A 15,053-nucleotide genomic window follows, 5' to 3' on the forward strand; every position below is an offset into this window, starting at 1 on the left:
TCTCCTAGGTCACACGAGCATCAGGGGCAGGATGGACACGGCGGCGGCCACGAAGATCGGATGGAAGTTGACGGTCCACGCCTCCTGATCCTGACCGATGACCAGGGGCCACAGAAAGGCGTTCCAGCAGTACGCACCCCGGTACCCCCGAGCCCGTCCACGCGCGCCGCCTCCTCCAGCTCCTCGGGGAACCCCAGGAAGTACTGCCGGAACGGGAAGCGGGTGAAACCACTGAAGAGCCCCGGAACGATGAGGCCTTGCACGAGCGCGAGTTCCTTGCCGGGTGGGCCTACGCCCTGATGAACGGGACAGAGAGGACCGCGTCCACGAAGGCGTTCCGGAACGTTTCCGTCGGGTCGAGGTCCGCGACCAGGGCCGCGAAGTCGTCCATCCGCGGATAGCGTCCACGCAGGTCAGAGGCGTCCGCCGTGAACACCTTCCCCCAGTGCGGACGCGCGTCGAAGGGCGCGAGTGCCTCCTCCAGCCGGCGCACCACGGGCAGCACCGCCGCCGTGTCCTCGACCCAGGTGAAATGGAACGCCACGGTGTCCCGCCCGTACGCCGGACTCAGCCACTGACTGTCGGCGGCGACCGTGCGCACCTCGCAGATCTGCAGCACCGGCGCGATCGTCGCGCGGATCGCGTCGACGGCGTGCAGGGCGTCGGCGGCGTACGAGCGCGGCAGCAGGTACTCCGACTGGAGCTCGGCGCCGCTGCTCGGGGTGAACTCGGGCCGGAAGTGCGGCAGCCGCTCGTGCCAGGGGCCGGGCACGCCGAACTGCTGGGTGCAGTTCACGGCGGGCATCCCCGGCACCGGGTGCATCGCCTCGGCGGCGGGCTCGGCCCACGGGAAGCCGTCCCACGGCACGTCGGTACGCCGCTTCACCCACGCCTGCACGAACCCCGACCGCTGCCAGTCGGTGAACAGACTCACGCTGTACGCCGACGCCGACACCGTCTCGAAGTCCAGCCCGGCGAGTGGCAGCGGGCCGAAGACGTGCTGGGCGACCTCGAAGTCCGGCTCCAGGTCGAGAGTGAGCGCGGTCACGACACCGAGGGCGCCCAGGGAGGTCACGGCGCCGTCGAAACGGGGGTCGTCGCGGCCGATGGCCAGGACCGACCCGTCGCCGAGGACCAGCTCGACCTCCCGTACGGGGGAGGCGAGGGAGCCGTTGGCGTTCCCCGAACCGTGGGTGCCGGTGGCCACGGAGCCCGCCACGGAGATGTGGGGGAGGGAGGCCATGTTGGGCAGGGCGAGCCCGTGGTCGTGGACGGTCCGGGCCAGCTCGGCGTACCGGACGCCGCCGGCGACCCGGACGGTACGGGCCGCGGTGTCGACCTCGACCGAGGGCGGCAGCGCGGTCAGCGACAGCAGCACGCCCTCGGTGCCGGGGTCGGCGATCAGATTGAAGGAGTGTCCGCTGCCGAGCACTCGGGCGTGGGGGCTGCCGGCCACCAGGGATCGGAGCGCGTCCAGTGAGCGCGGACGTTGCAGCTCCTTGGCGGAGTAGGTGATGTTCCCCGCCCAGTTCCTCAGAGCCTCAGCCATCCCTCATCCTCCCGAAAGTCCTCCCTGGAACCTACCTCGCGCCACGCTGGGTGTTCTCCACGGGCCGGTGACAGCTGAGCGCGCAGTTCCCCGCGCCCCTACGGGGCGGATTGCCGGCCGCGCCGCTGGGGGGGGAAGCTGGGGCGCAGCCCCGCTTCCAGGGGCGCGGGGAACGGCGCGGCCAGCTCCGACCGGCCCGCACCCATCCTCGTACGCCCGGGGTGGAGCCCTGTTTTTTGGGGGCGCGGGGAACGGCGCAATCAGCCCCACCGGCCCGCGGCCAGTGAAGAAGGCCGGCGCACGCCACAGGCCCGCTCCCCGCCCGGAAGGGCCCCGGCACAGGCCGCCCAGGAGGCGGGGCATACCGTGAGGAGTCGAACACAGCCGTCGGGAGTACGCCGCCGGGAGCGAGGAGGACGGGATGGGCAGCCGAACCGCGCTGGTCGAGGATCTGATGGAAAGGTTCCCGCACGTACCGCGCGAGGCGGTCTTCAAAGAAGACCTCCTCCGCGGCGGCGTGGCCTTCGACGACTCCGCGCTCAGCGACAACGAGGGCGGAGACGTCAAACCGAAGTCGTACTTCATCTTCTCCTTCGACCACGGCACCCTCCCCGAACTGGGCGAGGCCGCCCTGCGCCGCCCGCCCGAGGAGATCATCCTCACCGGCGGCCCGTACGACCTGCGGCGGACCGTCGTCTCCGTACGCGTCAACCCGTCCTCGCCCTACCGCGTCGCCGCCGGCCCCGACGGCCTGCTCGGGCTTTACCTGGACGGGAAGCGGATTTCGGACGTCGGGGTGCCGCCGATGCCGGAGTACTACCGGCACAAGCTCTCCAACGGGAAGTCCGTCATGGAGGTGGCCCCCACCATCCAGTGGGGCTACCTGATCTACCTCACGGTCTTCCGCGTCTGCCAGTACTTCGGCGCCAAGGAGGAGTGCCAGTACTGCGACATCAACCACAACTGGCGCCAGCAGAAGGCGGCGGGCCGCCCGTACACCGGGGTGAAGGACGTCGACGAGGTCCTTGAGGCGCTGGAGATCATCGACCGGTACGACACGGCGAAGACGTCCACCGCGTACACGCTGACCGGCGGCGCGATCACCTCCAAGCTGCAGGGCCGCGACGAGGCCGACTTCTACGGCATGTACGCCAAGGCCATCGAGGAGCACTTCCCCGGGCGGTGGATCGGCAAGGTCGTCGCCCAGGCGCTGCCCCGCGACGACGTGCAGCGCTTCAAGGACTACGGCGTACAGATCTACCACCCCAACTACGAGGTGTGGGACGAGTACCTGTTCAAGATGTACTGCCCCGGCAAGGAGCGCTACGTCGGCCGCGACGAGTGGCACAAGCGCATCCTCGACTCCGCGGAGGTCTTCGGCGCGCGCAATGTCATCCCCAACTTCGTCGCGGGGGTGGAGATGGCCGAGCCCTTCGGGTTCAAGACGGTCGACGAGGCGATCGCGTCCACGACGGAGGGGCTGCGGTTCTTCATGTCGCAGGGCATCACGCCCCGCTTCACCACCTGGTGCCCCGAGCCGACGACCCCGCTCGGCAAGGCCAACCCGAACGGCGCGCCGCTGGAGTACCACATCCGGCTGCTGGAGGCCTACCGGGCGACGATGGACGACTTCGGCCTCGCCTCGCCCCCCGGATACGGGCCGCCCGGACCGGGCAACGCGGTGTTCTCGGTCAGCTCCTTCATGGACAGCCTCCCGGCGAACGCGCCGGTGGGGGAGGAGAAGGAAGCGGGCACGGACGGGGTGCCGGTGGGCTGAGGCCGGCCGGGGCAGGGCAGGGACGCGGCCGGCACGGACGAGACGGCACGGACGAGACGACGGTGGCCCGAGTGACCAGGAGGGGTCGGTCGGGCCCGCGGGGCCGATGAGGACGTACGGCTGGGGCCACCGGGCCTGGTGAGGACGTACGGCTGGGGCCACCGGGCCTGGTGGGGCACGCGACCGGCGGTAACCGGATCTGGCGGTGCCGCTTGTCAGTTGTGCAGGAAGCGTGAAAAACTCACCCGGTCGCGAGACGTCCCCTTCAACTCCCGTATTAAACGGGTGAGTTGACCCCACTTGAGCCCCCATCTGGATGCAGGTGAAACCCCCACCCATGCCAGACCTGCCGACCCCTCAGGACGCCGCCGAGGCAACCTTGTTCTCGGAGTGCTGGGACGCGGTTCTTTCCTACGCCGACCTCTGCACCGGCGGTTCCGCCGACGCACGTCCCCTGGCCTCCGAGGCCTTCTCCCGCGGTATACGCGAAGCCCGTGCCGCGGAGGCCGAGACCGGCGGCAAGAGCTTCGGACGCCGGGCGCGTTCGCCCAGGCTGCCCCGCATACCGCTCCTCCTGACCGCCGTACGCCAGACAGCCGTCGCCTGGGAGGCCCAGGGCCACGGCGACCGACTCGTACCCGAACTGCGTCTTTGGCTCAACTCCGAGCACGCCGAACGTTTTTCCGGCCCGCCCCTGCACCGGCCGCTGGCCCTGCGCGGCCTGCGGGACATGCAGGAACCGGACGCCGCGCTCCTGTGGCTGACCGAGGTCGAGGCCATGCCGACGGCCGCGGTGGCCCGTCGGCTCGGCCTCGATCCGGCGGGCGTCACCGAGGAGTTGCAGCAGGTACGCGGAGTGTTCCGGGACCGCTGCCACCGCAACCACCTCGACACCCCGCTCGCCGAGGAGTGCCGCAGTTACGCGCGCCTGCTCGACGCGGTCACCCGCTCGCCCGCCGCCGACGTGCCCGACGACCTCTCGCGCCACCTGGCCCGCTGTGTCGAGTGCGCGGAGGCCGCCGCCTGCCTCAAGCACAGCGGGGGCGGGCTGCCCTCCGCGCTCGCGGGCGGAGTGATCGGCTGGGGCGGGCTCGCCTACCTCGAACGGCGGCGCAGGGCCGTCGAGTCGGGCCTCAGCCGCAGTGCCGCCGACGACACGGACGAACCCGCCGGCTGGACGAAGGAGAAAGGCGGCCGGGCCCGGATCGGGCGCGCCGGGCTGCTGGCCGTGGCCGCCGGGGTCTCGCTCCTCGCACTCGTCGTGACCCTGGTGCCCTTCGGCTCGGGGGACGACGGCACCGAGACCGCCGCGGAGTCGGCGGGCCGGCAGCCGGTGGGGGAACAGGTGCCCTCGTTCGACGGCCTGCCGTCGGGCTCCGGCTCCGGGTCGGTCGGCGAGTCGACGTCGTCCACGGCGTCCCCGAAGACACCGAAGTCCAGCGCGGACGCGGGGGCGATCACGGGAACCGGTTCGGAGAAGGAGGCCCAGGGCGACTCCTCGTCCTCCGCCGAGGAGGACGCCACCGCTCCCAACCCCAGCGAACCCGCCGTCTGCCACGCCAGATACGACCTGGTCAGCGAGTGGCCGGACGGGTTCCAGGCCACCGTCACCGCCAAGTCCGACTACGCCCTCGACACCTGGCGCGTCGGCTGGACCTTCCGCGACGGCCAGAAGATGACACAGATGTGGGACGGCACCTTCGCCCAGAAGGGCTCCCGGGTAACGGCGACAGCCGCCGACTACAACAAGTCCGTCGCGGCGGGCGGCTCCCTGGCCGTGGGCTTCCTCGCCTCCTGGCACGACAAGAACTCACCACCGGTCGACTTCACCCTGAACGGCCGCAGCTGCACGCACTCCAGCTGAGGCGCACGGCTCATCGCCGTAGGCAGGGGCACCGCGACGACTACGGCGCCCCTGCTCCCGGTCGGCCCGGGTCCAGCGCCGCGGGGAGATCAAGATGGTGATCGACGACGAGGCCGGCTGAGCGGCGCGCTCGCGCGTGTGCGTGACTCGCGTCGCGGGCCTGCCCCTGGCACGCGTGGCAGGGGCCGCGGTTCGTTGGAAGAGAAAGACGCGCCGTAATTCGATGGCGTCCCGGTTCGGACGGCTCTACGCTTCCGTTCTGTTGGAGCGGTGGCCCCTGGTCGCCGCGGGTGACTCTGCTCGGTTCTTGGAGGTGTGAACGATGGCTGTCGTTGAGTTGGGCGCTGCCCGCATCCGGAAGTTCATCGAATCCACCTCCGTGGTCACCGGCTGACAACCTTCTTCTCCGCGCCCGAGTGCGCGCGGCCGGGGCCACCCTTCGAAGGGTCACCCCTTGTCTTTCTCGTCCTTCTCCTCCTCACACCTCTCTTCTTCCGGGTCCTCCGGCCACCCGCTCGCCGCCTACGGCTGGGACGACGCGTGGGCCGCTGAATTCGCCCCCCACCTCGAACGCGGGCTCGTGCCCGGGCGGGTCGTGCGGGTCGACCGCGGGCAGTGCGATGTCGTCTCCGCCGACGGGCTCGTGCGGGTCGACACCGAGTTCGTGACGCCGCACGACCCGCTCCGGGTCATCTGCACCGGGGACTGGGCCGCCGTCGACCCCGGCGGGGACCCCCGCTACGTACGGGAGTATCTGCCGCGGCGTACCGCCTTCGTGCGGTCGACCTCGTCCAAGCGGTCGGAAGGGCAGATCCTCGCCGCCAACGTGGACTACGCGATCATCGCCGTGTCCCTGGCGGTGGAGCTCGACCTCGGCCGGATCGAACGGTTCCTCGCGCTGGCCTGGGAGTCCGGCGCCCAGCCGCTGGTCGTGCTGACCAAGGCCGACCTCGTGCCGGACCCGGTGGGGGTCGCGTATCTCGTGCAGGACGTGGAGACCGCGGCGCCGGGCGTGCAGGTGCTGGCGGTCAGTTCCACGGACGGGGACGGGCTCGACGTGCTCGGCGCCGTCGTGTCCGGCGGGACCTCCGTGCTGCTCGGCCAGTCCGGAGCGGGCAAGTCGACGCTCGCGAACGCGCTGCTCGGGGAGGATGTCATGGCCGTTCAGGCGGCGCGTGACGTCGACGGCAAAGGTCGGCACACGACCACGACCCGGAATCTGCTGGTGCTGCCGGGCGGTGGCGTACTGATCGACACCCCCGGCCTGCGCGGGGTCGGGCTCTTCGACGCCGGCAGCGGTGTCGGGCAGGTGTTCGCGGAGATCGAGGAGCTCGCCCAGGGCTGCCGGTTCCTCGACTGCGCGCACGTGGCCGAGCCCGGGTGCGCGGTACTGGCCGCGCTCGAATCCGGGGTGCTGCCCGAGCGGCGGCTCGAAAGCTACCGCAAGCTCCTCCGTGAGAACCAGCGGATCGTGGCCAAGACCGACGCGCGCGTCCGCAACGAACTGCGCCGCGAGTGGAAGCGCCGGGGTGCCGAGGGACGGGCCGCGATGGAGGCCAAGCGCGGGAACCGGGCCTGGCACTGAGGCCCCCAGGGGGTGGGCTGGCCCGCACAACCGGCCCACCCCCTCCGGAGGCCGCCCGGTCGGCCCGCCCGCCCTGACCCGCCGGGCGCCCGCAGCGTCGCGTCCGAAATCCGCCAGACCGCAGGCCGGCGGGGGCGCAGACTGGAAGGGTGATTGACGAGGAGACCGGATACGGAGCCGTACGCAGCCGGGACGCCCGGTTCGACGGGGCGTTCTTCTTCGCCGTGCGGACGACGGGCATCTACTGCCGGCCCAGCTGCCCCGCGGTGACGCCGAAGCGGCAGAACGTGCGGTACTACGCCACGGCCGCCGCCGCGCAGGGCTCGGGGTTCCGCGCCTGCCGCCGGTGCCGCCCGGACGCCGCGCCCGGGTCCGCCGAGTGGAACGTACGCGCCGACGTCGTGGGACGCGCCATGCGGATGATCGGCGACGGCGTCGTCGACCGCGAGGGCGTCGCCGGGCTCGCCGACCGCCTCGGCTACAGCGCCCGCCAGGTCCAACGGCAGCTCACCGCCGAACTGGGCGCGGGCCCCGTGGCCCTCGCCCGCGCCCAGCGGGCCCACACCGCACGGGTGCTCCTGCAGACCACGGGGCTGCCGGTCACCGAGATCGCGTTCGCGGCCGGCTTCGCGAGCGTGCGCCAGTTCAACGACACGATCAGGACCGTGTACGCGTCGACTCCGACCGGGCTGCGCGCCGCCGGGAACCGCGGTGGTACGCGACCGGCGGCGACCCCCTCCGCGGGCATCCCGCTGCGCCTCGCCCACCGCGGCCCGTACCAGGCCGCCGCCGTCTTCGACCTGCTGGGCGCCGAGGCGGTGCCGGGCATCGAGGAGGTGACGGGCGCCCCCGGGTCCCGCACCTACCGGCGGACCCTGCGGCTGCCGTACGGCACGGGCATCGTCGCCGTCGGGGAACGGGTGGCGGACGCGTCCGCCCACAGCAGCGGCTGGCTCGACGCCCGGCTGCACCTCACCGACCTGCGCGACCTCACCACCGCCGTGCAGCGCCTGCGCCGCCTCTTCGACCTCGACGCCGACCCGTACGCGGTGGACGAGCGCCTCGCCGCGGACCCGCGGCTGGCCCCGCTGGTCGCCGCCAGGCCGGGACTGCGCTCGCCCGGCGCCGCCGACCCGGAGGAACTGGCCGTGCGCGCGCTCGTCGGCCCCCGCGAGGCCGAGCGGCTCGTGCGGGCGTACGGGAAAGTGCTGGACTCGCCCTGCGGGACGCTCACGCACGTCTTCCCCGAGCCCGCCTCCCTGGTGGAGTGCGGCGGCACCCTGGGCGCCCTCGCCGCGGCCCTCGCGGACGGCGAGCTGCGGCTCGACCCGGGCGCCGACCGGCAGGCGGCGCGGGCCGCCCTGAACGCCCTGCCCGGCCTGGACGCGCACGTCGTGGCCGTCATCCATACCCGTGCGCTGGGCGACCCCGACGTGGGCCCGCCCGGAGCGCCGGTCCCCGACACCTGGCGGCCGTGGCGTTCCTACGCCCTGCGGCACCTCGAAGCGGCCCAGCGGCCGGAAGGCGAAGACACGTGACCACGTACCACACCACCCTCGACAGCCCCGTCGGTGACCTCCTGCTCACCGCGGACGCGTCCGGAACGCTGACCTCCCTGTCCGTGCCCGGCCAGAAGGGCGGACGCACGGTCGGCCCCGACTGGCGGCACGCGCCGGAGCTGTTCGCGGAGGCCGAGCGGCAGCTCACCGCCTACTTCGCCGGTGAACTCAAGGAATTCCGGCTGCCGTTGCGGGCGAGCGGCACCGAGTTCCGCGAGAAGGTCTGGGACGCCCTCGACTCCGTTCCCTACGGCACGACCGCCACGTACGGGGAGATCGCCGCGCGGATCGGTGCCTCGCGCGTCGCCGTGCGGGCCGTCGGCGGAGCGATCGGCGCCAATCCTCTGCTGATCGTCCGCCCGTGCCATCGCGTGATCGGCGCCGACGGGTCCCTCACGGGGTACGCGGGCGGGCTGGAACGCAAGGTCCAGCTCCTCACGCTCGAAGGCCGCTGAAGGGTTGATGAAGGGCCGCTGAGGGGCCGGTCGGGCGCGAGCCGGACCCGCCCCGGTCGCCCCGGTCACTCCTCCAGACCCCAGCTGTGGATCCGCCGGGGATGGACGCGGATCAGCTCCTCGCTGAAGTGCGGGCCCAACTCGTGCGGCCCGGTCAGGAGTTCGGCGTCCCCACGGATGTCCACTCCGCGCACCTTCCAGGGCCGCAGGCTGACGATGTCGTCGATGACGAGACCGACCTTCGGATTCTTCTGGAGGTTGCGCCACTTCTTGGTCGTCCCCATGGCATAGCCGCCGATGAGGATCGTCCCGTCGTCCTGCGGATGGAAGCCGACGGGGTTCGCCTGCGGCTGGCCGTGCTGGTCGACGGTGGCGAGGCGGCCCAGCCGCTGGGATTTTAGGTACGCCCGTTCGGCTTCACTGAATGCGGTCATGTCAGCAGCCAAACACGGTTTTCCCGCCCTCCGCACCGGATCCTGACCCCGGGCCCCGTACCTGTACACCGCGGGCTCCCCCAGACTCCGTCGGTGGAAGGCAGGAACGCATCATGGTCGAGGTCGGACGAAGAGACGCCTGCCGGGCCCTGACCGCCCTGGCCGGCGCGCTGGCCCTCACGCTGATGGGCACGGCCGCGGCCCACGGAGGACCCCCGGCCGGCCCCGACCGCGCGGGTGCGCGGGCCGCCCCCGAGCACTGGACCGGCACCTGGGAAGCCGCCGCCTCCGGCACCGCGGCCCCGCTCCCCGGCGCCTCGATCCGCAACGTCGTCCGTACGAGCGTCGGCGGTACGGCCCTTCGGGTACGGATCTCCAACCGGCTCGGTACCCAGCCGCTGATGCTCGGCGCGGCCACCCTGGCCAGACAGCGGCAGAACGCGCCCAAGAGCCCGCACGCCGTCTCCGGCACCATGCGCGCCCTTACCTTCGGCGGCCGGAAGAAGATCACCGTGCCGGCCGGCAAGGACGTCGTCAGCGATCCCCTCCGGATGAGCGTCCCCGCCGCCACGAACCTCCTCGTCACCCTCCACACCCCCGGCGACTCGGGCCCCGCGACCTACCACCGCGACGCGCTGCAGACCAACTTCCTCGCCCTGAACGGCAATCGCACCGCGGAGACGGGCGGCGCCGCCTACAAGGCCACGACCAGTTCCTGGTACTACGTGACCGGCGTCGACGTGCTCCGCCCGCAGGCTCCCGGGAGCGTGGTCGCGCTCGGTGACTCCCTCACCGACGGCTCGGGCTCGACACCGAGCGCCAACCGCCGCTGGCCCGACCGGCTCGCCGAGCGGCTCCGCGCCCTGCCGGCCGACCGTCGGCAGGGCGTACTGAACGCGGGCGTCGCCGGCAACCGGCTGCTGCTCGAAGGGCGTGGGCCCAGCGCGCTGGCCCGCCTCGACGCCGATGTGCTCTCCCGCACCGGGGTGCGCACGCTGATCGTGATGGAGGGCGTCAACGACATCAAGAGCGCGCCCAACCAGACCGACCCGGCCGCCCTCGGTGCCGCGTACCGCGAGATCGTCCGGCGCGCCCACGCCCGCGGGATCCGGGTCGTCGGCGCCACCATCACCCCGTTCGGCGGCCACGGCAGCCACACGGCGGCCCGCGAGCGCGTACGTCGGTCGGTCAACCAGCTCATCCGCACCGGCGGTCTCTTCGACGCGGTCGCCGACTTCGACGCCGTGGTCCGCGACCCGTCCCGTCCGGACCGTATGCGCGCCGCGTACGACCCCGGCGACCATCTCCACTTCAACGACGCGGGCATGCGCGCACTGGCCGACAGCATCGACCTCACCGCCCTGGCACGGTGACCGGCCCTGGCGCAGGGAGGGCTCATGGCGTGGGCAGGCCCCAGCGCGGGGCCTCCGCCGCCCTCGCGCATCGCGCATCCGCCGCCGGACGAGGCCGGCGTCGTCGAGGACGGTGAGCCAGGGGTCGGCGGGGGTGTTCCCACGGTCGGCCGCGGTCGCCCGCGCGGGCAGGCCGTCGGCGAGCCGGGTCCCGCCGGCGGCGGATCCGGTGGCCGGCTGCAGCCGCGGGTTCCCTCAGCCCCAGATGACCGCTCCCAGCCACGCCCCCGCGATCAGCAGACAGGCGAACAACTCCACCAGCACGCTCGTCCCGCCCTGGCGCATCACCCTGCGTACGGAGGTCATCGCGTCGCCATGGCCGCCGAGCCGCAGCCGTTCGGCGAGGTAGATGCCGCCGAGGCAGCCTGGTATCGCACCGATCACCGGCACGAGGAAGAAGCCGAGGAGTGCGCCGACGCCCGCGTACACCGCCATTCGGGGGGTGGCGCCGCTCGCCCGCAGACTGCGCGGCGGCAGCCACCAGCGGATCACCTGGACGAGGAGGAGAAGGGCGGTGGCGCCCACGAGCACGCCCCAGGAGAGCGGCCGGGGGTCCTCGAAGGCCCACCACAGGACCGCGGCCCACACGAGCCACGAGCCCGGCGCGCCGGGCACCAGCACCCCGCTCAGGCCGAGCAGCAGCACCACACCGACCAGCAGGAGTTCCCACGCTCCCATCTGCCCAGGGTGCCCCAGTACGGGGTCACCCGCAGGTCAGGTCAGTCCTGTGCGGGTGGGGGTGCGGGGGTGGGTGCGGGTGCGGGTGCCGGTGCCGGTGCCGGTGCCGGTGCCGGTACTGGTACTGATGCCGGTGTCGCGGGGCGGTCGTGTGGACCCCGGGCCACCCAGCCCTTCTCGTACGTGTGCCAGCCGAGCTGGAGGCGGGTCGTGACGCCCGTCAGCTCCATCAGCCGCTTCACCCGGCGCTGTACGGTCCGCAGCCCCAGATCGAGCTGTTTGGCGACGCTCGCGTCGGTCAGCCCGGCGAGGAGCAGGGAGAGGATCTCCAGGTCGGTGCCGTCCGGCCCGTCCCGCTCCTCCTCGACGACCGTGCCGGGCTCGCCGGGCGTCGCGGGTGTGCCCAGGCGCAGGGGCAGGGCGTCCCGCCACACCGACTCGAACAGACCCGACAGTGATTCGAGCAGCCCGCTGGCGTGGACGACGAGCGCGGCGGGCTCCAGGGCCTGCGAGGTCAGCGGCACCATCGCGAGGGACCGGTCGACGATCACCAGCTTGGTCGGCACCTCGTCCACGACCCGTACCCGCTCGTCACGGCCGAGGGCCGCGGAGAGTTCGGCGATGCCGCCCGGCAGGTGCAGGACCGAGCGTTCGACGACCACGCGGTAGCGGACGCCCCGGCCGGCGGCCTGCTCCTCCGCGTCGTTGTCCGTCCCGGAGACGACGACGGGGTTGCCCGTGACCAGGGCGCACACCTCGTCGCTCGCGCCCAGCTGGAGCTGCAGGAAGCGCTGGGCGACCGCGGCGGCACCCGTCACCACCTCCACCAGGTCGACGGCTGCGGGTTCGGTGGCCTGCGCGCGGTACTCCTCGGCGAGCAGCGCCGCCGTCAGCTCGGCCTGGTCCAGCTCGTGGCGCCGCTGGGTGAGCAGCGCGCCGAGCGCGACGCCGGGCGGCGCGGCCACCCAGCGGCCGGAACGCGCCGACGACTGAGCCGCGAGCCCGTGCCGTTCCAGTCTGCGCAGCGCGCGTTCGGTGTCGTGCTCGCCGAGTGTGAGCCGGCGTGCGAGATCGGGCACGTCGGCGGCGCCCACGGACACCAGGGCGCGGTACGCCGACTCGTGTGTGTCGTCCAGTCCCAGTGCTGCCAGACCTGTCGCTCCGAGCATGCGGCGACGCCCCTCCCCGAACCCCGGCCGTGGCGGAAAACGGCCACGGCGTAAAACCGCCTCGGCACATCATCGCCGTACCGTCCGTGTCTCTGCCAAGGTGGCGCTGACGGCAGTCCGGTCCGCCCGCGCGGCCCGGACCGGCGAGGACCGGCCAATGACCGCGAGAACGGGGCTGCGGCGGATGAACGGTACGGCGGGTGGAACCCGACCGGGGAGACCGGTGCGACCGGTGCGCACAGCTCGGCCTCAGGTGAGCGGGTCACACTCGGGGCGGGTCCGGCCGGACCGGCCGGTTCCGCTTGGGGTCCGGCCGCCCAGACCGTGACGCGGGCCGTCGGGCCCGGTCACACAGGCGCCGCCGGGTGGTTCTCCCGTGGGGGGTGGGACTGCCCGGCGGTCCCGTATCGCTGGTTTTTCCCCGTGCCCCGTTTTCATCCGGCCCGAGCGGTGGACAATTACGGGCATGAGCCAGCAGGGGGAGAGGCCGACCGGTCAGCAGGACGACTGGTGGGGGCAGCTGTACGACGACTCCACGGGGGACACCGGGCCGGCGCCCGCACCGGACTCCCTGGACGACCGCTTCGCCTCGGCGACAGACACCCTGACCCCACCGACCCCACCCCCGGCGGTCCCCCCACCCAGGGCCTCCGACGTTCAGCCGGGCGAACCCCGTCAGGAGCGCGGGGCACGGTCTACCGAGCCCCGTCAGGGGCGCGGGGAACTGCGCGGCGAGCCTTCACGGCCCGCACCTGGCATGTCGCCCGCCGACGGCCCGGTGGGGCCGAGCGCCGCGTCCGGGGCCGGGCCCGGTGAGGGGCGCGGGTCACAGTCTGCCGGGCCCCGTCAGGGGCGCGGGGAACTGCGCGGCGAGCCTTCACGGCCCGCACCTGGCATGCCGTCTGCCGACGGCTGGGTGGGGCCGAGCGCCGCGTCCGGGGCCGGGCCCGGTGAGGGGCGCGGGGAACTGCGCGACCAGCCCCCACCACCCGCACCCGGCACCGGCCCCGCCGAAAAGATGCCCCCACCATGGTGGCCCCCCAGCACCCCGCTGGCGGAAACGCGCCGCGCCGCCCCGACCGACCCGCGCCACCCCGTGCCCACGGACCCGCCCCCCGCCGAGGGGCCGGCGGAGTCGGACCCCCTGTGGCGCAGCGGACTCCAGCGGCAGCGCGCCCCCTGGGAGGCCCCGCCCGCGGAGCCCCCGGGCCCGGCCACCTTCCAGCAGGGCCAGGGCGGCCCCACCGGGTTCCGCACACCCGTACCGCCGCCCACGGCCATGTCCACGGAAGTGCCCCCGCCGGCTTCGGAGGCCGCGGGCCCCGGCAAGCGCCCCGCCGCGCCCCCGTCGTCGGAGTGGCCCCAGCCCCCCGGCGGCCCGCCGACCATCGGGCCCCCGCCCACCGTGGGCACCCCGTCCCTCGGCGACAGCACCCCCACCGGCACACCGCCCGACCAGCCGGAGAAGCCCGAGCAGTCCGGGGAGTCCGGGGAGTCCGGGCGGGAGCAGCCCGTCCTGCGCGTGCCCGAGACCCCCGCCCCGCTCGACCACGTCGGCTCCGGCCCGCCCACCTACGACGCCGAACCCACCGCGCTGCCGGCCGCCGACCCGGACGACCTCGACGACCTCGTGGCCGACACCGTGCTGGACGGGGCGTCGTACGGCACGTACACCCTGCGAGCCGTGTCCGTGCGCGGGGACTCCGCCCGGTTCCGGGGCGAGCCGCGCAGGGACTCCCTGCTCACCGCCCGCTTCGGCACCGGCGACGACGCCCTCGTCCTGGTCGCCATGGCGACCGGCGCCCGCGCCACCCCCGACGCCCACCGTGCCGCCGCCGAGGCCTGCCAGTGGATCGGAAGGGCCGTGGGCCGCAGTCACGCCCGGCTGGCCGAGGACATCAGGGCCGCCCGGCGCGGCGACCTGAAGTCCGGTCTGCACCGCCTCACCGACCGCAGCCTGGGCAGGCTGCGGGCCGCCGCCGTCGAGCGGGGCGTCGAGCCCGAGGAGTACACCGCGAGCCTGCGCTGCCTGCTCCTGCCGGCCGACCCCGCGTGCCGTACGCGCGTCTTCTTCGGCGTAGGAGCGGGCGGTCTGTTCCGGTTGCGGGACGGCGAGTGGCAGGACATCGAACCGCGCGTCGCCGACACCACGGGCGAGGCCGTCGTCGGCTTCGGATCGCTGCCCCCCGACACGCCCGGCGAGACACCCCGCGACACCCCCCACGAGACGCCCGACGGCGACCGGCTGACCATGGACCTGGGCATCACCACACCCCCGAGCCCGTACGAACCGGCGCCCGAGCCACCGCCCCGCGCCCCCTTCCGCTTCCGTGCCTCCGTCGCCCGCCCGGGCGACACGCTCCTGCTGTGCAGCGGCGGCCTCGCCGAGCCCCTGCGCGGCGAACCGCGCCTGGTCGAACACCTCACCTCCCGCTGGTCGCGGAGCGAGCCACCCGGCCTCGCCGCGTTCCTCGCGGACAGCACGGTCCGGGTCAAGGGGTACGCCGACGACCGGACAGCCGCCGCCGTTTGGGAGGCGTAACCGCGCCCGCTGTGAACAGATGGGACCTG

General features: G+C 73.5%; 11 protein-coding genes and 1 pseudogene. 7 read left to right on the plus strand and 5 right to left on the minus strand.

Features of this window, described 5'->3' with window-relative positions; translation table 11 throughout:
- Window positions 1–9: 9 nt before the first annotated feature.
- Both IE278_RS42155 and IE278_RS09740 read right to left on the minus strand, forming a co-directional pair.
- Window positions 10–260 (minus strand): annotated as a pseudogene (locus IE278_RS42155) (carbohydrate ABC transporter permease); the annotation flags it as partial.
- A gap of 29 nt (window positions 261–289) precedes the next feature.
- Entirely contained in the window at window positions 290–1,549 is a 1,260-nt protein-coding gene (locus IE278_RS09740) for a D-arabinono-1,4-lactone oxidase (protein ID WP_189770775.1), read from the minus strand.
- A 421-nt stretch (window positions 1,550–1,970) separates the two neighbouring features.
- On the opposite strand from IE278_RS09740, the gene IE278_RS09745 reads away from it, so the two are divergent.
- The 5 genes from IE278_RS09745 to IE278_RS09765 all read left to right on the plus strand — a co-directional run bounded on the left by IE278_RS09745 (window position 1,971) and on the right by IE278_RS09765 (window position 8,789).
- Window positions 1,971–3,326: a radical SAM protein gene (locus tag IE278_RS09745; RefSeq protein WP_189770777.1), complete on the plus strand. Its 1,356-nt coding sequence runs from the start codon at window positions 1,971–1,973 to the stop codon at window positions 3,324–3,326.
- A 337-nt stretch (window positions 3,327–3,663) separates the two neighbouring features.
- Window positions 3,664–5,190, plus strand: coding sequence for a cellulose-binding domain-containing protein (locus IE278_RS09750; protein ID WP_189770779.1), 1,527 nt, complete (start codon window positions 3,664–3,666; stop codon window positions 5,188–5,190).
- A 454-nt stretch (window positions 5,191–5,644) separates the two neighbouring features.
- Entirely contained in the window at window positions 5,645–6,775 is a 1,131-nt protein-coding gene (gene rsgA, locus IE278_RS09755) for a ribosome small subunit-dependent GTPase A (protein WP_189770781.1), read from the plus strand.
- A gap of 152 nt (window positions 6,776–6,927) precedes the next feature.
- Window positions 6,928–8,313 (plus strand): DNA-3-methyladenine glycosylase 2 family protein, encoded by a 1,386-nt coding sequence (locus tag IE278_RS09760; protein ID WP_189771001.1) that lies wholly within the window; start codon window positions 6,928–6,930, stop codon window positions 8,311–8,313.
- Entirely contained in the window at window positions 8,310–8,789 is a 480-nt protein-coding gene (locus tag IE278_RS09765; RefSeq protein ID WP_189770783.1) for a methylated-DNA--[protein]-cysteine S-methyltransferase, read from the plus strand. The genes IE278_RS09760 and IE278_RS09765 overlap by 4 nt, the downstream gene beginning before the upstream one ends.
- Before the next feature lie 65 nt (window positions 8,790–8,854).
- Here IE278_RS09765 and IE278_RS09770 read toward each other — a convergent pair whose 3' ends face one another.
- Window positions 8,855–9,223, minus strand: a complete 369-nt coding sequence (locus IE278_RS09770) for a PPOX class F420-dependent oxidoreductase (protein WP_189770785.1) — start codon at window positions 9,221–9,223, stop codon at window positions 8,855–8,857.
- A gap of 113 nt (window positions 9,224–9,336) precedes the next feature.
- Here IE278_RS09770 and IE278_RS09775 point away from each other — a divergent pair, with 113 nt between their 5' ends.
- Window positions 9,337–10,596, plus strand: coding sequence for an SGNH/GDSL hydrolase family protein (locus IE278_RS09775; RefSeq protein WP_246570215.1), 1,260 nt, complete (start codon window positions 9,337–9,339; stop codon window positions 10,594–10,596).
- Window positions 10,597–10,830: 234 nt separating this feature from the next.
- On the opposite strand, the gene IE278_RS09780 is transcribed toward IE278_RS09775, so the two are convergent.
- Together IE278_RS09780 and IE278_RS09785 are read right to left on the minus strand one after the other, a co-directional pair.
- Complete coding sequence (locus tag IE278_RS09780) at window positions 10,831–11,313, minus strand: DUF456 domain-containing protein (RefSeq protein WP_189770787.1); 483 nt, start codon at window positions 11,311–11,313, stop codon at window positions 10,831–10,833.
- A gap of 41 nt (window positions 11,314–11,354) precedes the next feature.
- Entirely contained in the window at window positions 11,355–12,482 is a 1,128-nt protein-coding gene (locus tag IE278_RS09785; RefSeq protein WP_246570216.1) for a helix-turn-helix transcriptional regulator, read from the minus strand.
- 466 nt (window positions 12,483–12,948) lie between these two features.
- Here IE278_RS09785 and IE278_RS42160 point away from each other — a divergent pair, with 466 nt between their 5' ends.
- Window positions 12,949–15,024: a protein phosphatase 2C domain-containing protein gene (locus tag IE278_RS42160; RefSeq protein ID WP_246570217.1), complete on the plus strand. Its 2,076-nt coding sequence runs from the start codon at window positions 12,949–12,951 to the stop codon at window positions 15,022–15,024.
- Window positions 15,025–15,053: the final 29 nt, after the last annotated feature.

It is taken from the genome of Streptomyces tauricus (assembly GCF_014650955.1).
GTDB classification, from domain to species: domain Bacteria; phylum Actinomycetota; class Actinomycetes; order Streptomycetales; family Streptomycetaceae; genus Streptomyces; species Streptomyces tauricus.